Genomic DNA, 17,577 nt, shown 5'->3' with positions numbered 1-17,577 from the left:
ACACCGCTGAAACCCGCATGGGGACTGGGTTTGCTGATTTTCGACGCTCGCACACCCGGCCTGGCTTATCGCTGGCTTACGTAAGCAGTTGGTCAGGGACGCTGCCCAGAATTGTTTCGTGGCCGGTGGCTTTCGGGCCACGCCCTGCATCCATTCCAACTACTGGAGAGAGACATGAGCGACCCTGTTGTCGACAAGATAAAAACCCACCCGAAGTACCTGGAGCTGCGCCGCAAACGCAATGGCCTGGGCGTTTTCCTGACCATCCTGATGCTGGTCGTGTACTACGGCTACATCGGCCTGATCGCCTTCGACAAGGCCTTTCTGGCTCAGCCCATCGGCGCCGGCGTGACCACGCTGGGCATCCCGATCGGCATGGGCGTGATCGTTTTCACCATCATCATCACGGGTATCTACGTGAAGCGTGCCAACGGTGAATTCGACCAGTTGACCAAGGACATCCTGAAGGACGCCACCAAATGAACAAGCAACTCCAATTCGCACTGGCGGGCGCGCTGGCCCTGGCCGCCAGCGGCTCGGCCCTCGCGGCGGGCGGTGATCTGGGCGAAGCCGCCAAGCAAGCCACCAACTGGACCGCCATCGTCATGTTCGCCGCCTTTGTGGCAGGCACGCTGTGGATCACCAAGTGGGCTGCGGCCAAGACCAAATCGGCCGCCGACTTCTACACCGCAGGTGGTGGCATCACCGGCTTCCAGAACGGCCTGGCGATTGCCGGCGACTACATGTCGGCGGCCTCGTTCCTGGGCATTTCGGCCATGGTGATGGGCGTTGGCTATGACGGCATCATCTACTCCATCGGCTTCCTGGTGGGCTGGCCCATCATCACCTTCCTGATGGCCGAGCGCCTGCGCAACCTGGGCAAGTTCACCTTTGCCGACGTGGCAGGGTACCGCTTCCAACAGGCTCCGATCCGCGCCTTTGCGGCCTCGGGCACCCTGGTGGTGGTGGCCTTCTACCTGATCGCCCAGATGGTGGGTGCCGGCCAGCTGATCAAGCTGTTGTTCGGCCTGGACTACTGGCTGGCGGTGGTGATCGTGGGCGCGCTGATGATGGTCTACGTGCTGTTTGGTGGCATGACGGCCACCACCTGGGTGCAGATCATCAAGGCCTGCATGCTGCTGGCGGGCGTGAGCTTCATGGCCTTCATGGTGCTGGCCAAGTATGGTTTCAGCCCTGAAGCCCTGTTTGCCGAAGGTGTGAAGGTGAAGGCGGCCATCGCCGCCAACGCCGGCAAGTCGCCCGAAGAGGCGGCCAAGATCGGCCTGTCGGTCATGGGCCCTGGCGGCTTCATCAAAGACCCGATTTCGGCGATCTCTTTCGGCATGGCCCTGATGTTCGGTACCGCTGGCCTGCCTCACATCCTGATGCGCTTCTTCACCGTGCCCGATGCCAAGGAAGCCCGCAAGTCGGTGCTGTGGGCCACCACCTGGATCGGCTACTTCTACGTGCTGATCTTCATCATCGGCTTCGGCGCCATCACCCTGGTGCTGACCAACCCTGAAATGGCCGACGTGGCCAAGGGCGTGATCAAGGGCGGTGCCGGTACCGCCAACATGGCAGCGGTTCTGGTGGCCAAGTCGGTCGGCGGCGACGTGTTCTTCGGCTTCATCTCGGCCGTGGCCTTCGCTACCATCCTGGCTGTGGTGGCCGGTCTGACGCTGTCGGGCGCCTCGGCCGTGTCGCACGACCTGTACGCCACCGTGTTCAAGAGCGGCAAGGCCGACAGCGCCTCCGAGCTGAAGGTGTCGCGCATGACCACTGTGGCCCTGGGCATCGTCGCCGTGGTGCTGGGCATCGCCTTCGAGAAGCAGAACATCGCCTTCATGGTGTCGCTGGCCTTCGCGATTGCGGCCTCGGCCAACTTCCCGGTGCTGTTCCTGTCGGTGCTCTGGAAAGACTGCACCACCAAGGGCGCTGTGATCGGTGGCTTCCTGGGCCTGATCTCCTCGGTGGGCCTGACCATCGTGTCGCCCTCGGTGTGGGAAGCCACGCTGGGCTACCCCAAGGGCTCGGCCTGGTTCCCGTACTCGTCGCCAGCCCTGTTCTCGATGGCCATCGGCTTCTTCGGTGTGTGGCTGTTCTCGGTCCTGGACCGCAGCGGCCAGGCCGCCAAGGAACGCGAAGCCTTCGCTTCGCAGCAGGTGCGCTCGGAAACCGGCCTGGGTGCCTCGGGCGCCTCGGGTCACTGAAGCGGAAACGGGTCGCCCTGACGCGCCCCGTCTCCCTCCCATGAAAAAACCGGGCCTCGGCCCGGTTTTTCTTTTTCTGCGCTGCGGGCGCTAGCCGCTTTTCAGCGCCCGCAGCTTGATGAAGGCCAGGCCGGCCATCACCGCGTCATTGATGGCGTCGTGGGCATCGCGCAGCGGCAGCTGCAAGTCGGCCATCAGGGTGGCAAAGCGCAGGTCGATGTCGGCGTTGTCGTGCTGCTGGTAGGGAGGCAGCTGACGAAACTTGTGGTCGTAGTACAGGGCCGACACCTCGATCTTGGGCTGCGGCAAAGGCTGACCCAGCAGGGGCCGCACCACGCGGTTGAGCATGGCCACATCGAACTCCAAAAAATAACCCACCAGCGGGCGTGGCCCGATGAAGTGCAGCAGGCGGCGCACTGCCTCGTCGGCGGGCAGGCCTTCGGCCACGTCGCGCTCGCGCAGGCGGTGGATGCGCACGCTCTCGGCCGAGACACCGCGCTCAGGCCGCACCAGCAGCTCCAGCCGTTCGCTGGTCATGAGGCGGTCCCCCACGATGCGCACGGCGCCAATGGACACGATCTCGTCGCTGCGCACATTGAGGCCGGTGGTCTCGCAATCCAGCGAGACCCACTCATCGGGCGGAGGATCGTCGAACAGAAATGCAAACGACGGGTCGGCCAGCCGGCGCAAGGCCCAGTCACGGCGCAGGCGCTGCAACCAGCGGTTGGCCACCGAGGGCAAGGGCACGGTGCTCATGACAGGGCGTCCAGGCGAAAACGGTGGCGCAGCTGCACCTTGAAGCGCTTGACCACGCTCAGCGAATCCTTGAGCAGGTCGCGGTCCAGCGCACTGAGCTGGGCAAAGTCGACCGCGCCGGTGACCGGGCGCTTCAGGTCGATCTCGGCCAGGCCGGCCTTGAGCTTGAGGCCCATGAACACCTGCAGGCTGTCGGTCAATTCGGTGGCCGTGTCGGCACTGAGGGCCCCGGCGGCCACCAGGGCGGCAATGCGCCCGCTGGTGCTGGTCTCGGTGATCCGGTGGGCCAGCGCCAGGCTGCGCACCCCATGCACCAGCGGAAAAATGCCCTCTTTCTTGAGGTTGAGCTGGCGCCCGTCCTCGCCCAGCGAGAACAGGCGGTGCAGCCAGCCATTGGAGGATTCGCCAAAAGCATCGAGCGCCGAGGCAAAGCGGCTGAGCATGGCTTCGTTGTCCAGCGACAGCGCCTGCACCTGCTCCTGCACCCGAGTCAGCAAGAAGGCATCGCCGCACACCGCGTGGGCGTCCATGAAGATGGCCAGCTTCATGAGCTTGTCAGCATCGGGCACCAGCAACCAATCGCGGGCGCGCTGGCTGAACTCACTGACGCTGCCGCGCCAGTCCGGGTTGCTCAGCATGATGTGTCCCGGGCATTCGGGGTAGCCAAAGCGGCTCAGGGCTGCTGAGAAGCGTTCGCACAGGGCCTGCAGGTCGGCTGGCGGCACGTAGCCGTCGCGCAGCACCAGGGCGTTGTCCTGATCGGTCTTGAGCAACTGCTCGCCGCGGCCCTCGCTGCCCATCACGAACAGGCAGCTGTTGGCGACCAGCTCGGGCGGTGCCAGCATGTCCCAGGCGCGCTCGAACAGGCGCAGATTGAGTTGCTGTACCAGCCGCGCAATCAGCCCCACCCGGGTGCCGCCGCGCGACAGCAGGCCGATCATGCGGTTGATCTGGCCTGCCGCCTGCTCCAGGCCGGCCAGATCGCGGGCCTGCTCGATCTGCACCGTGATGAGGTGCGAATGGTTGCCCAGGAAGCTGAACAGGTCCAAGGCCTCAAGGATGCCGCGCACCTCGCCGCCTTCGGCCACCACCACCCGGTGCACGCGGCTGCGCAGCATCAGGGCCATGGCATCGCCCAGCAGATCGCCCGGGCGCACGGTGACCAGTTGGTAGCTGGCCAGCTCGCCAACGGCCAATTGGTCGAGCGGTCGTCCATCGAGCACGGCACGCTGCAAGGCGGTGGCCGTGAAGATGCCCAGCCGAGGCGGGTCGCTGCGGCCATCACGCACCAGCACATTGGAGGTTTTCTCCGCCTGAAAGCGACGCACCACGGTGACGATGTCGGTGTCGGCCTCCACCGTGGGGGCCGGGCGGACAAAGGCCTCCTCGACCCGGGCCATGGTGAGCGAGTGAAGCTCGTGGCTGCCCTGACGCTGGGCCAGGGTGCTGAGCTTGTTGCTGAGGTCGGAGAACAGCAAGGCGCCAAAAGTGGCGTTGGACGCGATCAGTTCGTTGACCGCCTGGTGCGCCAGTTGGTAGGCCACCACCTCTTCAGACGCCACAAATCGGTGGCTGACCCGCCCGGCCACCAGGCCTCGGCCATCAAAGCAGTCGTCAGGGCCGTAGCTGCCGATGACCTCTTCGCCATCGAGCTGGGTCACAAAGCCCTTGATGATGATAAACAGATGGGTGGGCACGGAACCCACTTCGAGGATGGGGGTGCCGGCGCGAAAGTAGGCCACATCGACGCTGTTGCGCACCAGACGCTGCTCGTCAGGTTTCAGGCAGTCGAATGGCGAAGCCGAGAAATTGAAGGCGTTGGGCATCGCTTGTCTCCGATCAGGGGCCGCTGCGCCGGGGCGGGCTGCGGTGTTGTCAGAGGATTGTCGCGTGCGCGATCACATCAGGACTTGACCCAGGTTCAGCTTTCGCGCCCCTGCCCCAGACCGTTCATCACCTGAGGCACGGAGTCCCAGTGGGTTTCCAGCCAAGGGTCACCCGCCAGGCAAGCCCGCAGGAGGGGCAAGGCGTCCAGGCCCCAGAACACTCGACCCTCGACCCGCCAGGCCGGCACGCCAAAGGCCCCGGCGGTCAGCGCCTCTTGCGTGTTCTGGCGCAGCCGGGCCCGTACGGCATCGGCGCCCGGCTCGTGGCGCAGCGTGAGGCGCTGCTGCAAGGCCAGCAGGCGCTCCGGGTCGAGCGCATCGTGGCCGCCGTGCCAGACATGGCGCATCACCTCGCGCGCCACATGGCGGCTGATGCAGCCGTCAACGCTGGTGGCCAGGGCCAGGCCCAGCAAAGGCACGGGCGAGAACGGGTGCTGCGCCGGCATCTGCAGTCCCACGCCCAGGCTGTGCCCCAGCCAGGCCACGTGGCGGTAGGTCCAGTCACGTTTGGGGGCGATCGCCGCCGGCCCGCCGTGGCCGTACTGTTTGACCAGCGCGCCCAGCAGCACGGGCTTGTAGCTCACGTGGTAACTCAGGCCCTGCAGGGCCTGGGGCAGTTGCTCCAGCGCCAGCCAGGCATAGGGGGACACGAAGTCGAAGTAGAAATCGATGTGTTTCATGCGGGCCTGAGGCGCTGGGCCTGGGTTCGGGGCCATGTTCAGGCCTGGGGCTCGCGCACCAGGCCGCTGCGCAGCATCACCTGGCGCCAGACGCTGCGTTTGTAGCCGTCGGAGGCTCCGCTCCAGGCCCGCAGCTCGTCCAGCGTGCGGTAGCAGCCTTGACAAAGGCTGCGGTCGGCCGTCATGCGACACACCGAGACACAGGGCGAGGGCACGTTGTCTTCGGCCGCCAAGGCGGCCTCGGCCTTGGCGGCCAGCAGTTCAAGCGGGTTGCTCATGGCGCCGGGGCCTGCACCACATCGGCCACCGGGGCGCCTCCCGTGAGGGCTTCCAGGTCTTGCGGGCGCAGGCGGAACACGCCGTTGGGGTGCCCGGCCGCGGCCCAGACCTCTTCGAAGCGGAACAGTTCGCGGTCGATCAGCGTCACCGGCGGGTTGAGGTGGCCCACAGGGGAGACGCCACCGATGGCAAAACCCGTGCTGGCCCGCACGAAATCGGCGTCAGCGCGGCCGGTCTTGCCCACCAGGGCATCGACCTTCTTTTCATCCACCCGGCGATCGCCCGAGGCAATCACCAACACCGCGAGGTTGTCGCTCTTGCGCTTGAAGATGATGCTCTTGGCAATCTGGCCCACCGCCACACCCAGGGTGTCGGCCGCCTCTTGGGCGGTGCGGCAGGATTCACCCAGCATCTGCGGGGCGTGGGGATGGCCCTTGGCCTGCAGCGCAGCGGCCACGCGCTGCACGCCGTCAGGCAGGGGTTTCAGTTCGGCACCACACATGGTTCTGGCTTCCTCAGGGTTCATCACGGCCAGCATTGTGCCGCCGTCGGGATGACCGGGTGGTCCAGGAGGAAAAACCGGTCAGGCCACACGCTTGTTGAGGATGGCCTTGCCAGCCCGCGAACCGGTGGGCCGGCCCAGGTGGCGACTGATGAAGTCGCCGGCGTCGATCAAGGCGTCCAGGTCGATGCCGGTGGCGATGCCCATGCCATGCAGCATGTACACCACGTCTTCGGTGGCCACGTTGCCGGTGGCGCCCTTGGCATACGGGCAGCCGCCCAGGCCGGCCACCGAGGTGTCGTACTGCCAGACCCCCATCTGCAAGGTGGCCAGGGTGTTGGCCAGGGCCTGGCCATAGGTGTCGTGAAAGTGGCCCGACACGTCGTCGAGCGCATACACCTTGAGGGCCGCCTCCATGGCGCGCTGCACCTTGAGGGGCGTGCCCACGCCAATGGTGTCGGCCACACCCACATGCTGCACGCCGATGTCTTTCATGAGCCGGGCCACCTGGGTCACGCGCTCGGGGGCGATGTCACCTTCGTAAGGGCAGCCCACGGTGCAGGAGATGGCCCCCCGCACGCGGATGCCGGCGGCCAGCGCCGCGGCCACCACGGGAGCGAAACGCTCGATGCTCTCGGCGATCGAGCAATTGATGTTGCGCTGGCTGAAGGCCTCGCTGGCTGCGCCGAACACCACGATCTCGTCAGGCCGCGAGAGCACCGCCGCCTCGTAGCCCTTGAGGTTGGGCGTGAGCACCGAGTACTGCACCCCGGCACGGCGCTGCAGCCCTGCCATCACCTCGGCGTTGTCACCCATCTGGGGCACCCACTTGGGGCTGACGAAGCTGGTGACCTCGATGTGGGTGAGGCCGGCCTCCTGCAGGCGGTGCACCAGGCCGATCTTGATCTCGGCCGGCACGGGCTGTTTTTCGTTCTGCAGGCCGTCACGGGGGCCGACCTCGACCAGTTTGACGCGGGTGGGCAATGTCATGGGGTGTCTCCAAAAAAAATGCGCCGGCCTCAGTAGCCGCGCTCAGGGCTGACCACGCCCGCGATCGCACTCAGCGGTTCCCCGGCCTGCAAGGCCCGGATCTTGCCGGCGATCTGCGCAATGCTTTCCTCGCGCAGGGTGCGGGCCGAGGTGTGGGGTGTCACAGTGATCTGTGGGTGCTGCCAGAAAGGGTGACCGGCGGGCAGCGGCTCGGTGCGGAACACGTCCAGGGTGGCGCCGGCCACGTGGCCACTGGCCAGGGCCTCCAGCAGATCGGCTTCGACCAGGTGCGCGCCACGCGCCACGTTGATCACATAGGCCGCCGGGGCCAGGGCCGCCAGCGTGTTGCGGTCGATGATGTTCTCGGTCTCGGGGGTGAGGGGGAGCAGACAGACCAGCACCCGGGTGCCACGCAAGAAGGCCTGGAAGCCCTCGCCCCCCACCGGTCCCGAGAAGCATTCCATGCCGTCGACCTGTTTGGCGCTGCGGCTGTAGCCCCGCACCGGGAAATCGAACAGGCGCAAGGCCTGGGCCACACGCTGGCCCAGCACACCCAGGCCCATCACGCCGACGGTGAAATCGGTGCGCAGTCGCGGCTTGCGGTACGACCACTTGCCCTGGGCCACATCGGCCTCGTAGCCATCGAGTTCACGAAAATGCCGGATCACGGCGTGGGCCACAAACTCAGCCATCTGCACCGACATGCCGGCATCATCCAGGCGCACCACCGGCACCCCAGCGGGTAGACGGCTTTTCATCAAGGCATCGACGCCCGCGCCGATGTTGAAGAGGGCGCGCAGGCCGGGCTGTTGATCCAGAAAGGCCTGGGGCGGTGCCCAGACCACGGCGTAGTCGGCCGGCGCGGCGCCAGCTTGCCAGACAGAGACCCGGGCATCGGGAAAGGCGGCGGACAAGCCGGCCTGCCAGGGCTCGGGCTTGGTATCGGTGAGGCAGAGGGTGATGTTCATGGTGCAGCAGTCTGCCATCCCACAGGTCGGCCCGCAGTCACACGCCGGTCAGGCGGCCACCTTGACTGCGGTGGCCACCTCCAGGCGCAGCAGTTCGGCACCATCGCTGACCTGATCGCCTGGGGCATAGAGCAGCTCCTGCACCCTGCCATCGGAAGGCGCCGCGATGGTGTGCTCCATCTTCATGGCCTCCATCACCGCCAGGGGCTGGCCCTTGCGGACCACATCGCCGGGCTTGACGGCAAAGGACACCACCTTGCCCGGCATGGGCGCCGTCAGTCGACCGCCCTCGCCATGGCTGTCGCCGGCATGGGCCAGCAGATCGATCACAGTGATCTGGGAGGCCCCCTCGGCCGCAAAGACATGGGCCACCTCACCCTGGACATCGACTTGCACCACGGTGCGCCGGCCACCGAATTCGAGCAGCAAACCGGGGTCGGCGTGGCGCCAGCTCAGCGGGGTGGTGCTGTCGCCCATCGACACTTGCAGCTGGCCATCGTGCCCGTAGGTGAGGCGGGCCTCACAGGGTTCACCATGGAACTCGAAGGCGAAGCGGCGCACGGTCTCGCCATGCGAGCGCCAGCCGTCGCGACGGCTGAAGGGATCGGCACCCGCCAAGGCCTGCTCCGAAGCCAGGGTCTGGGCCACCACGGCGGCGGCCACCAGGGTCAGCCCCAAGGGCTCCTGCTTGAACAGGACCGCCTGCTCACGCTGGATCAGGGCCGTGTCGAGCTGGGCCCCCGCGAACGACGGGCTGCGCACCACATGGCGCAAGAACTGCACATTGGTGGCCAGGCCGACGATGTGGGTCTGGGCCAGTGCGGTGTCAAGACGCGCCAGCGCCTCTTCGCGGTTGGCGCCGTGCACGATCAGCTTGGCCACCATGGAGTCGTAGAACGGGCTGATGGCGTCGCCCTGGCGCACGCCATCGTCGATGCGCACCGTGCCGCGCTCAAAGCTGGTGCTGGCTGGCTTGCGGTAGATGTCGAGGCGCCCGGTGGCCGGCAGAAACTGGTTGTCGGGGTTCTCGGCACAGATACGGGCTTCGATCGCATGGCCCTGGATGCGCAGCTCGGACTGCTGCAAAGGCAGCGGCTCGCCGCTGGCCACGCGCAACTGCCACTCGACCAGATCCAGGCCCGTGATGGCCTCGGTGACCGGGTGCTCCACCTGCAGGCGGGTGTTCATCTCCATGAAGAAGAAGTCCATGCGACCGTCAGGCCGCTGCTCAACGATGAACTCGACCGTGCCGGCGCCCACGTACTGCACCGCCTTGGCGGCCGCCACGGCGGCCGCCCCCATTTGCTGGCGCATGATCTCGCTCATGCCAGGGGCCGGGGCCTCTTCGAGCACCTTTTGATGGCGGCGCTGCACCGAGCAATCACGCTCGAACAGGTACACGCACTGGCCATGGGTGTCGCCAAACACCTGGATCTCGATGTGGCGCGGGCGCTGCACGTATTTCTCGATCAGCACCGCGTCGTCACCAAAGCTGTTGATGGCCTCGCGTTGGCACGAGGCCAGCGCGGCGGCGAAGTCTTCAGCCCGTTCGACGGCCCGCATGCCCTTGCCGCCACCGCCAGCGCTGGCCTTGATCAGCACTGGGTAGCCGATGCGGTCGGCCTCGCGCTGCAGCAACTCGGGGTTCTGGTCGGCGCCATGGTAGCCGGGCACCAGGGGCACGCCGGCCTTTTCCATCAGCTGCTTGGACTCGGCCTTGAGGCCCATGGCCTTGATGGCCGAGGCCGGCGGGCCGATGAAGACCAGACCGGCGGCCGCGCAGGCCTGGGCAAAGTCTTCGTTCTCACTGAGAAAGCCATAGCCTGGATGGATGGCCTCGGCGCCCGTGGCCTTGGCGGCCTCCAGGATGCGCTCCCAGCGCAGGTAACTGTCCTTGGGCGCGCTGCCGCCCACATGCACGGCCTCATCACAGGCGGCCACATGCTTGGCCTGGGCGTCGGCGTCAGAGTAGACCGCCACGGTCTTGATGCCCATGCGGCGGGCGGTGGCGGCGACGCGGCACGCGATCTCCCCCCGGTTTGCAATCAGAATTTTCTTGAACATACGGTGGTCTCCAAAATCACGGTGCCCAGACGACCTGGTCGTCCACGGCGTACAACTTGCAGGTTTGGCCTTTGCGGGCCTGACAAAAGCCCAGCGCGCGGCCCACGGCCCAGTCGCCCGTGGCCCAGCCCACGTTGCCCGTGGGGCCGATGGCGAAGGCGCGGGGCGCCGGGGCGGCGAGGAATTTGCGGTAGAAGCCCTCGCGAGCGCTGTCGCTGATGGGCACCTCGTTCACAGCGTCGACGCGGTGTTGGCCCTGTGCAACAGGCACCGTGGGCACCCCCGATCGGGTGAAGCCCAGCTTGGCCAGGTAGGCCTCCACCAGGGGCACCCAGTGGTCCATGTCTGCATTCATGCCGTTGTGGCCGTCCTTGCCCGATGCCGGCAGGGTGTGGAACGCCACCTGGCCGCCACCGGCCGTCCAGGCCTGTTGCCAGCGGCGGGGATGGTCCTCGCCCCAATAAAGGTCATTGGCCCAATAAAGCCACAGCATGGGCACCTGGGCCTGCCGGGCCTGGGCCTCCCAGGCCTTGGCGACCACCGCCGGGCCGCAGGGATTGCCGGGACGGCGCTCGGGGTCGCCACCGGTGCCCCCCGAAAAATTGATGCCGCCTACCAACCCGGCGGGGTGGCGCGCCACCGTGGCCACAGCGGTCAGCCCCCCCACAGACTGGCCCATGACCAGCCAGCGCGAGGTGTCGATGTCGGGTTGGCTCTGGGCATAGGCCAGGGTCGCCAGCACCTGATCCGAGGCGGCCTTGGCCATGGGTTCGATGCGCATGCCATTGCAGTTGCCACTGTCTTCGGGGTCGAAGTCGCCGTAGGTTTCCCAATAGCCCAGGCGGGTGGGCAGCATCACGGCAAAGCCTTTGGTGACCAGGTAGCGCGCCAGGTGCTCGTAGCGCTGGCGCCCCTGCTGGGCGCGCTTGTCGCGGGTGGCCCGGCCGTGGTTGAGGATCACCAGTGGGTGCGGGCCCGCGCCCACGGGCCGGAACACCGTGATGGGAATCTGACGCGTTTCCTGACGACCGTACAGGTCACTCACCGTGACGGGAATGTGCTGTATCTCTTCACGGAGATCGGCCGCGAGTACAGGCTCGGCCGGCGCTGCGGCGGCGGGGGTCTGCGCCCCGGCCTGGCCCAACGGGCCCAGGGCGAGCATCAACAGGCCGGCTTGGCCCAGAAGACGCAAACGTGTCGTCAGGCACCCCATGGCTCAACCCAGAAGCCAGTTCGGCTTGCGCTTTTGCAGAAAGGACTGGATGCCCTCGCGCCCTTCGGGGCTGACGCGCACATCGGCAATGCGCTCGACGGTGGCGGCGATCAGCGTCGCGTCGATGTCGTGCCCGGCCACGTCGTGCACCAGGCGCTTGCTCAGGCGCACGGCCTCGGGGCCGGCCGCCAGCAGGGCCGCCGTGACGGCGTCCACCCGGGCGTCCAGAGCATCCGCCGCCGCCACCTCATGAATGAAGCCGATGCGCAGGGCTTCGGCAGCGCTGAAACGCTCGGCCGTCAGAAAGTAGCGGTGGGCCGCGCGGGCGCCCATGGCCCGGATCACGTAGGGGCTGATGGTGGCGGGGATCAGGCCCAGTTTGACCTCGCTGAGGCAGTAATGCGCCGTGTCGACACTGATGGCCACATCACAGGCCGCGACCAGACCGGTGCCGCCGGCATAGACATCGCCCTGCACCCGGGCCACGGTGGGCTTGGGGCAGGCGTAGATCACGCGCAGCATCTCGGCCAGTTGCCCAGCATCAGCCAGGTTCTGCTCGCGGCTGTAGTCGGCCATGCTGCGCATCCAGTTCAGGTCGGCCCCGGCGCAGAAGGCCGGGCCCTGGCCGGCCAGCACGATGGCCCGGACCTCGGGGAGCAGTCCCAGATCGCGGAAGGCCTGGGTGAGCTCGGCGATCACGGTCTCGTTGAAGGCGTTGCGTACGTCGGGGCGGTTCAGGGTGACACGGGCCACGGGGCCGATGTCGACGGTGATGGTGCTCAGCGCGGCCATGTGGGGAGTCCTCTCAAAGTTTCGAACACGTCAAAATCTGCATCGCGGTGCAGTAGTTGGTGGCCATGGTGGATGCAGAAGCTGGCCAGCAGAATGTCGATGGGGCTGCGGATGGTGATGCCCCGTGCACGCAACTTGCGGTACTCGCGGGCCGCCAGCAGGGCGGCCGACGAGCCGCCCAACTGGACCTGCGGCAGACTGCCCAGGTAGTGCTCGGCCAACTCCAGCGCGCGCCCCGAACGAAAACCGCGCAACACCTCGAACATCACCAAGTCGGCCACAGCAATGTCACCACGATTGCCCTGCAGCAATGCCCTCAAGGCCTCGACAGCCCGGTTGCTGCGGCCTGCAAAGAAATCGATCCAGACACTGGAATCCACCAGAATCACGGGCGCCGCCTTTTGACTGGACGAGCCACGGCAGGCGTCGTCTTGTAGGCCGGAGCGGGCGTTTCTGCGACGGCCATGGCCGCGCCATGCTGGCTTGCCGTCTGGGCTGATGCCTCAGCCCAGCCCTCATCGGAATCATCCCAGTGCAACTGACCTTGCAGGGCCAGCAGGCCGTCGTAGATTTCTTTGCGCGCCAGCAGGCGCAAGCCGGCCTCCACAGCCTCTTTTTTGGTCTTGAACGCCCCGGCCGCCATGGCCCGCGCCAGCAGTTCGTCGTTGATGTCGATGTTGGTTCGCACAGGCGGCCTCGAATGTGTATGAATTCAGGAAAATATACACATCACATGCGGAAGACGCCAAATCGAGTGTCTTCGATCGGCGCATTGCGGGCGGTCGACAGGCCCAGGGCCAGCACGCGGCGGGTGTCGGCGGGGTCGATCACACCGTCGTCCCACAGGCGGGCGGTGGCGTAGTAGGGGTGGCCCTGGTCTTCGTACTGCTGGCGAATCGGGGCCTTGAAAGCTTCCTCTTCGTCAGCGCTCCATTGGCCGCCCTTGGCCTCGATGCCATCGCGCTTGACGGTGGCCAGCACGCTGGCCGCCTGTTCGCCGCCCATGACGCTGATGCGGGCGTTGGGCCACATCCACAGAAAGCGCGGGCTGTAGGCCCGGCCGCACATGCCGTAGTTGCCGGCGCCAAAGCTGCCGCCAATGATGATGGTGAACTTGGGTACGCTGGCGGTGGCCACGGCCGTGACCATCTTGGCACCGTTGCGGGCGATGCCTTCGTTCTCGTATTTGCGGCCCACCATGAAGCCGGTGATGTTCTGCAGGAACACCAGCGGGATCTTGCGCTGACAGCACAGCTCGATGAAGTGGGCGCCCTTGAGCGCCGACTCGGAGAACAGGATGCCGTTGTTGGCAATGATGCCCACGGGCATGCCTTCGATGCGGGCAAAGCCGGCGACCAGGGTGGTGCCGAAGCGGGCCTTGAACTCGTCGAACTCGCTGTCGTCCACGACGCGGGCGATGATTTCGCGCACATCAAAGGGCTTGCGAGTGTCGGTGGGGATCACGCCATACAGTTCGCTGGCCTCGAAGCGTGGCGGCTTGGCCGCGTCGGTGGGCAGCGGGTCGGCCTTGCGGGCGTTCAGGTTTTTGACGGCCTGGCGGGCCAGCGCCAGGGCGTGCAGGTCGTTCTGCGCCAGGTGATCAGCCACGCCCGAAAGGCGGGTGTGCACATCGCCCCCGCCCAGGTCTTCGGCCGTGACCACTTCGCCGGTCGCCGCCTTCACCAGGGGCGGGCCGCCCAGAAAGATGGTGCCCTGGTTCTTGACGATGATGGTCTCGTCGCTCATGGCGGGCACATAGGCACCGCCGGCCGTGCAGCTGCCCATCACCACCGCGATCTGCGAGATGCCCTGGGCGCTCATGTTGGCCTGGTTGAAGAAGATGCGGCCAAAGTGGTCACGGTCGGGGAACACCTCGTCCTGATTGGGCAGGTTGGCGCCCCCCGAATCGACCAGGTAGATGCAGGTGAGGTGGTTCTGCGCTGCGATCTCCTGGGCCCGCAGGTGCTTTTTCACCGTCATGGGGTAGTAGGTGCCGCCCTTGACAGTGGCATCGTTGCATACGATCAGGCAGTCCACGCCATTGACGCGGCCGATGCCGGTGATGACACCGGCGCAGGGTGCCGCATCGCCATACATGGCGTGGGCCGCCAGCGGGCTCAGCTCCAGAAAGGGCGTGCCGGGGTCCAGCAGCATCTGCACCCGCTCGCGCGGCAGCAGCTTGCCGCGGGCCGTGTGCTTGGCGCGGGCGGCCTCGCCGCCACCAGCCGCCGCCCTGGCGACCTGCACGGCCAGGTCATCGACCACAGTGCGCATGGCGCTGGCATTGGCCTGGAACTCGGCCGAACGGGGGTTGAGTTTGCTTTCAAGAATCATGGGGGCCTCAGGCGGTCTTGGTTTCTTCAAGACCCAGTTGGGTCTTCATCTCGTCGCGGATCTTGAACTTCTGGATCTTGCCGGTGACGGTCATGGGGAAGCCGGATACAAATCGAATGTAGTGCGGCACTTTGTAGTGGGCGATCTGGCCTTTGCAAAAGGCTCGCAGTTCGTCCTCGGACAAAGTCTGGCCGGGCTTGACCACCACCCAGGCACACAGTTGCTCGCCATATTGGTGGTCGGGCACGCCCACCACCTGCACATCCTGCACCTTGGGGTGGCGGTAGAGAAACTCTTCGATCTCGCGCGGGTAGATGTTCTCGCCGCCCCGGATCACCATGTCCTTGATGCGGCCAACGATGTTGACGTAGCCCTCGGCGTCCATGGTGGCGAGGTCGCCGGTGTGCATCCAGCCGTCGGCATCGATGGCCTCGCGGGTCTTTTCCTCGTCATCCCAGTAGCCATGCATGACCGAGTAGCCACGCGTGCAGAGCTCGCCCGAGCTGCCGCGGGGCACGGTCTCGCCGGTTTCGGGGTTGACGATTCTGACCTCCAGGTGCGGCTGCACCAGGCCCACGGTGCTGACGCGCTTTTCCAGCGGCGTGTCGGTGCTGCTCTGGCAGCTGACGGGACTGGTCTCAGTCATGCCGTAGGCGATGGTGATCTGGCCCAGGTGCATGTCGGCCACCACGCGCTTCATCACCTCGATCGGACAAGGCGAGCCGGCCATGATGCCGGTGCGCAGGGTGTGCAGATCGAACTCTTTGAAGCGGGGGTGGTCCAGCTCGGCAATGAACATGGTGGGCACACCGTGCAGGCCGGTGCATCGCTCATCCTGCACCGCCTGCAACACGGTCAGGGGATCGAAACCATCGTTGGGGTAGACGATGGTGGCGCCGTGGGTGAGGCAGGCCAGGTTGCCCAGCACCATGCCGAAGCAGTGATACAGCGGCACGGGGATGCACAGGCGGTCGTCGGGCGTGAGCTTCATGGCCTCGCCGATGAAGAAGCCGTTGTTGAGGATGTTGCGATGGGTCAGCGTGGCCCCCTTGGGAAATCCGGTGGTCCCGCTGGTGAACTGGATGTTGATGGGCTGGGTGGCCTTGAGCGTGGCCGCAAACGAGGGCAGTCGCGGATCAAACCGGTCACCGCGGGCCAGCAGGCTGGAGAAACGCAGCATGCCGGGCTCGTCAGCCCCCTCGCCTTCGACATCGATCCAGAGGACGTTGCGCAACTCAGGCAGGCGCTTGGCCTGCAGCTGGCCGGGGACACTGGTGGCCAGTTCGGGCGCCAGCTCACGCAGCATGCCCAGGTAGTCGCTGGTCTTGAAGCGGGCCATGCTGACCAGGGCCTTGCAGCCCACTTTGTTGAGCGCGTATTCGACCTCGGAGGTGCGGTAGGCCGGGTTGATGTTGACCAGCACCAGGCCCACTTTGGCCGTGGCCAGTTGCATCAACACCCATTCGGCGTTGTTGTGCGACCAGATACCGACGCGGTCGCCGACGGTGAGGTTCAGCCCCAGCAAGGCGCTGGCCAGTTGGTTCACCTCAGCCTGCAACTGGCGGTAGGTGTAACGGCGACCCTGGTGCAGGCTGACCAGAGCTTCGCGATCGGGGTGGCGCTCGACCATGGCATCGAAGAAATCACCCAGGGTGTCTTCGATGAGGGCGGTGTCGGTGCGACCCTGGGCGTAGCTCAGGGCCACCGGTGCGGCGGTATCGGCTGGGACCATGTGTTTGTCTCCTCTGACGGGGTGGCGCCCTCAGGGGACGCCGCTCCGCAGGATACGTCGGCGACTCGAAAATGCCGAGGCCAAGAAGGTTGCAAATCACGCCACTGACCGGCACACTTACCGCATGTCGCCCGAGCCCCGCCGCCCCCCCTTGCCTGCGCCACAACAGGCGGCCACCCCCATGGCCTTTGTGCAGGCCATTCTCCAAGCCTATGAACGACGCGGCCTGACGCCCGATCGGGCCTTGAAGGCGGCACAAATCACGCCAGATGAGACCCTGGATGCTCAAAAAAGGGTCACCGCCTTGCAGTTCGAGCTGTTGTCGGGTGCCGCCATGCAGGAGCTGGACGATGAGGCCCTGGGCTGGTTCGGACGGCGCCTGCCTTGGGGCAGCTACGGCATGCTGGCCCGGGCCTCGATCAGCGCGCCGTCGCTGGGCGTGGCACTGAAGCGCTGGTGCCGGCACCACGGCCTGATTGCCGACGACATCACACTGAACCTGAGCGTGCAAGGCCGGCACAGCAGCCTCACCATCACCGAGCACCGCGACCTGGGCGAACTGCGCGAATTCTGTCTGGTGTCGGTGCTGCGCAATGTCCACGGCCTGGCCTGCTGGCTGATCGACTCGCGTCTGCCGCTGCAGCAAGCGGCGTTCCCCCTGGCCGCGCCAGCCCATGCCGAGGTCTATCCCCTGTTGTTTCCGGGGCCGGTGGCCTTTGGTGCCGCCCAGGCCGGCATCCATTTCGACGCCCGCTACCTGGAGATGCCGCTGCGGCGCGACGAAGCCGCGCTCAAACAAATGCTGCAGCGCGCCCTGCCCTTGACCGTGCTGCAATACCGGCGCGACCGGCTGCTGGTGCAGCGGGTGCGCCAGTTGCTGGCCCGCCAGCCGCAGGACACTCAAAGCGCCGAGGCGCTGGCGCACTGGCTGCACATCTCGCCGCGCACCCTGCACCGGCAGCTCAAGGACGAAGGCGCCACCTTGCAGGCCCTGAAAGACGAGGTGCGCCGCGAGCGCGCCACCGAGTTGCTGCTGCGCACCAGCCGCCCCATCAAGCAAGTGGCCGAGGCGGCGGGCTTTCGCAACGAGAAAAGCTTCATGCGGGCCTTTCGCGACTGGACGGGGCAATCGCCGGCGGAGTTCCGGCGCCAGGCCGGCGCCGGCTGAAGT

The 17,577-nt window shown here is 66.4% G+C and carries 17 protein-coding genes; 3 read left to right on the top strand and 14 right to left on the bottom strand.

The features are described from left to right. The first annotated feature begins 174 nt into the window (after window positions 1-174). Together AC07VS_RS00185 and AC07VS_RS00180 are read left to right on the top strand one after the other, a co-directional pair. On the top strand, window positions 175-483 hold the full coding sequence (locus tag AC07VS_RS00185) for a DUF485 domain-containing protein (protein ID WP_494749919.1): 309 nt from the start codon (window positions 175-177) through the stop codon (window positions 481-483). Further along, entirely contained in the window at window positions 480-2,210 is a 1,731-nt protein-coding gene (locus tag AC07VS_RS00180) for a cation acetate symporter (protein WP_492347406.1), read from the top strand. The genes AC07VS_RS00185 and AC07VS_RS00180 overlap by 4 nt, the downstream gene beginning before the upstream one ends. A gap of 90 nt (window positions 2,211-2,300) precedes the next feature. Here the strand turns inward: AC07VS_RS00180 and AC07VS_RS00175 are convergent, their stop codons facing one another. The 14 genes from AC07VS_RS00175 to AC07VS_RS00110 all read right to left on the bottom strand — a co-directional run bounded on the left by AC07VS_RS00175 (window position 2,301) and on the right by AC07VS_RS00110 (window position 16,406). Then, window positions 2,301-2,966, bottom strand: coding sequence for a 3'-5' exonuclease (locus AC07VS_RS00175; RefSeq protein ID WP_492347407.1), 666 nt, complete (start codon window positions 2,964-2,966; stop codon window positions 2,301-2,303). Further along, entirely contained in the window at window positions 2,963-4,792 is a 1,830-nt protein-coding gene (locus tag AC07VS_RS00170; protein WP_492347408.1) for a DUF294 nucleotidyltransferase-like domain-containing protein, read from the bottom strand. Before AC07VS_RS00170 ends, AC07VS_RS00175 begins: the two co-directional genes overlap by 4 nt. Window positions 4,793-4,887: 95 nt before the next feature. Further along, window positions 4,888-5,532, bottom strand: a complete 645-nt coding sequence (locus AC07VS_RS00165) for a 2-hydroxychromene-2-carboxylate isomerase (protein ID WP_492347409.1) — start codon at window positions 5,530-5,532, stop codon at window positions 4,888-4,890. A 38-nt stretch (window positions 5,533-5,570) separates the two neighbouring features. Beyond that, window positions 5,571-5,810: a DUF1289 domain-containing protein gene (locus tag AC07VS_RS00160; protein WP_494749918.1), complete on the bottom strand. Its 240-nt coding sequence runs from the start codon at window positions 5,808-5,810 to the stop codon at window positions 5,571-5,573. Beyond that, window positions 5,807-6,313, bottom strand: coding sequence for a YbaK/EbsC family protein (locus AC07VS_RS00155; protein ID WP_494750090.1), 507 nt, complete (start codon window positions 6,311-6,313; stop codon window positions 5,807-5,809). Before AC07VS_RS00155 ends, AC07VS_RS00160 begins: the two co-directional genes overlap by 4 nt. Window positions 6,314-6,394: 81 nt before the next feature. After that, window positions 6,395-7,303: a hydroxymethylglutaryl-CoA lyase gene (locus AC07VS_RS00150; RefSeq protein WP_492347411.1), complete on the bottom strand. Its 909-nt coding sequence runs from the start codon at window positions 7,301-7,303 to the stop codon at window positions 6,395-6,397. Window positions 7,304-7,332: 29 nt separating this feature from the next. Beyond that, complete coding sequence (locus AC07VS_RS00145; protein ID WP_494749917.1) at window positions 7,333-8,271, bottom strand: 2-hydroxyacid dehydrogenase; 939 nt, start codon at window positions 8,269-8,271, stop codon at window positions 7,333-7,335. 48 nt (window positions 8,272-8,319) lie between these two features. After that, entirely contained in the window at window positions 8,320-10,335 is a 2,016-nt protein-coding gene (locus AC07VS_RS00140; protein WP_494749916.1) for an acetyl/propionyl/methylcrotonyl-CoA carboxylase subunit alpha, read from the bottom strand. A 16-nt stretch (window positions 10,336-10,351) separates the two neighbouring features. Then, window positions 10,352-11,548, bottom strand: coding sequence for an alpha/beta hydrolase family protein (locus tag AC07VS_RS00135; protein WP_494656539.1), 1,197 nt, complete (start codon window positions 11,546-11,548; stop codon window positions 10,352-10,354). Between the two features lie 3 nt (window positions 11,549-11,551). Continuing rightward, on the bottom strand, window positions 11,552-12,340 hold the full coding sequence (locus AC07VS_RS00130) for an enoyl-CoA hydratase/isomerase family protein (protein WP_492347415.1): 789 nt from the start codon (window positions 12,338-12,340) through the stop codon (window positions 11,552-11,554). Then, entirely contained in the window at window positions 12,328-12,729 is a 402-nt protein-coding gene (gene vapC, locus AC07VS_RS00125; protein ID WP_494749915.1) for a type II toxin-antitoxin system VapC family toxin, read from the bottom strand. Before vapC ends, AC07VS_RS00130 begins: the two co-directional genes overlap by 13 nt. Then, window positions 12,726-13,028: a type II toxin-antitoxin system VapB family antitoxin gene (locus AC07VS_RS00120; protein WP_492347417.1), complete on the bottom strand. Its 303-nt coding sequence runs from the start codon at window positions 13,026-13,028 to the stop codon at window positions 12,726-12,728. Before AC07VS_RS00120 ends, vapC begins: the two co-directional genes overlap by 4 nt. 41 nt (window positions 13,029-13,069) lie before the next feature. Then, entirely contained in the window at window positions 13,070-14,674 is a 1,605-nt protein-coding gene (locus AC07VS_RS00115; protein ID WP_494749914.1) for a carboxyl transferase domain-containing protein, read from the bottom strand. A gap of 7 nt (window positions 14,675-14,681) precedes the next feature. Further along, complete coding sequence (locus AC07VS_RS00110; protein WP_494749913.1) at window positions 14,682-16,406, bottom strand: AMP-binding protein; 1,725 nt, start codon at window positions 16,404-16,406, stop codon at window positions 14,682-14,684. 124 nt (window positions 16,407-16,530) lie between these two features. Here AC07VS_RS00110 and AC07VS_RS00105 point away from each other — a divergent pair, with 124 nt between their 5' ends. Then, on the top strand, window positions 16,531-17,574 hold the full coding sequence (locus AC07VS_RS00105; protein WP_492347420.1) for an AraC family transcriptional regulator: 1,044 nt from the start codon (window positions 16,531-16,533) through the stop codon (window positions 17,572-17,574). Window positions 17,575-17,577 lie beyond the last annotated feature (3 nt).

The organism is Curvibacter sp. GW821-FHT01G03 (genome assembly GCF_059422285.1).
This window is presented reverse-complemented; position numbering and strand designations above follow the sequence as displayed.

What these genes read in the sequence shown, in the direction of transcription:
- AC07VS_RS00185 (WP_494749919.1), top strand. Translation starts at nt 175, where the DNA reads ATGAGCGACCCTGTTGTCGACAAGATAAAAACCCACCCGAAGTACCTG.
- AC07VS_RS00180 (WP_492347406.1), top strand. Translation starts at nt 480, where the DNA reads ATGAACAAGCAACTCCAATTCGCACTGGCGGGCGCGCTGGCCCTGGCC.
- AC07VS_RS00175 (WP_492347407.1), bottom strand. Translation starts at nt 2,966, where the DNA reads ATGAGCACCGTGCCCTTGCCCTCGGTGGCCAACCGCTGGTTGCAGCGC.
- AC07VS_RS00170 (WP_492347408.1), bottom strand. Translation starts at nt 4,792, where the DNA reads ATGCCCAACGCCTTCAATTTCTCGGCTTCGCCATTCGACTGCCTGAAA.
- AC07VS_RS00165 (WP_492347409.1), bottom strand. Translation starts at nt 5,532, where the DNA reads ATGAAACACATCGATTTCTACTTCGACTTCGTGTCCCCCTATGCCTGG.
- AC07VS_RS00160 (WP_494749918.1), bottom strand. Translation starts at nt 5,810, where the DNA reads ATGAGCAACCCGCTTGAACTGCTGGCCGCCAAGGCCGAGGCCGCCTTG.
- AC07VS_RS00155 (WP_494750090.1), bottom strand. Translation starts at nt 6,313, where the DNA reads ATGTGTGGTGCCGAACTGAAACCCCTGCCTGACGGCGTGCAGCGCGTG.
- AC07VS_RS00150 (WP_492347411.1), bottom strand. Translation starts at nt 7,303, where the DNA reads ATGACATTGCCCACCCGCGTCAAACTGGTCGAGGTCGGCCCCCGTGAC.
- AC07VS_RS00145 (WP_494749917.1), bottom strand. Translation starts at nt 8,271, where the DNA reads ATGAACATCACCCTCTGCCTCACCGATACCAAGCCCGAGCCCTGGCAG.
- AC07VS_RS00140 (WP_494749916.1), bottom strand. Translation starts at nt 10,335, where the DNA reads ATGTTCAAGAAAATTCTGATTGCAAACCGGGGGGAGATCGCGTGCCGC.
- AC07VS_RS00135 (WP_494656539.1), bottom strand. Translation starts at nt 11,548, where the DNA reads ATGGGGTGCCTGACGACACGTTTGCGTCTTCTGGGCCAAGCCGGCCTG.
- AC07VS_RS00130 (WP_492347415.1), bottom strand. Translation starts at nt 12,340, where the DNA reads ATGGCCGCGCTGAGCACCATCACCGTCGACATCGGCCCCGTGGCCCGT.
- AC07VS_RS00115 (WP_494749914.1), bottom strand. Translation starts at nt 14,674, where the DNA reads ATGATTCTTGAAAGCAAACTCAACCCCCGTTCGGCCGAGTTCCAGGCC.
- AC07VS_RS00110 (WP_494749913.1), bottom strand. Translation starts at nt 16,406, where the DNA reads ATGGTCCCAGCCGATACCGCCGCACCGGTGGCCCTGAGCTACGCCCAG.
- AC07VS_RS00105 (WP_492347420.1), top strand. Translation starts at nt 16,531, where the DNA reads ATGTCGCCCGAGCCCCGCCGCCCCCCCTTGCCTGCGCCACAACAGGCG.